The following is a 285-nucleotide window of genomic DNA, read 5'->3' as shown; positions in this document are numbered from 1 at the left end:
TATCGTATTGCGGATGTGCGCAAGCACTGGGGCATCATCGGCCGCTTCCGCCAGATGCATCCGGCGGTGGGTGCGGGCGCGCACCGCAAGCTGCAAGCGGTGCCGTATGTTTTTGCGCGCACGTACGAGAAGGATCGGGTGGTGGTGGGGCTTGATCTGCCGACCGACAAGTCGGCGCCGATCGTGGTGGCGCCGATTTTCCGTGATGGCGAGTCGGTGACCGATTACTACTCGGGCAAGAAGGCCGTGGGCGGGCGGGAAGGTCGATTTCCACACCAGGAACGG

General features: G+C 63.9%; 1 pseudogene. It reads left to right on the top strand.

Annotated features, from left to right (window positions below):
- Positions 1-285: pseudogene (locus tag F2P45_RS35175) on the top strand (alpha-amylase family glycosyl hydrolase); the annotation flags it as partial.

It is taken from the genome of Massilia mucilaginosa (assembly GCF_011682145.1).
Classification (GTDB): Bacteria; Pseudomonadota; Gammaproteobacteria; order Burkholderiales; family Burkholderiaceae_D; genus Telluria_A; species Telluria_A mucilaginosa.
The sequence above is the reverse complement of the archived record's forward strand: the minus strand, read 5'-3'. Positions and strand labels throughout refer to the sequence as shown.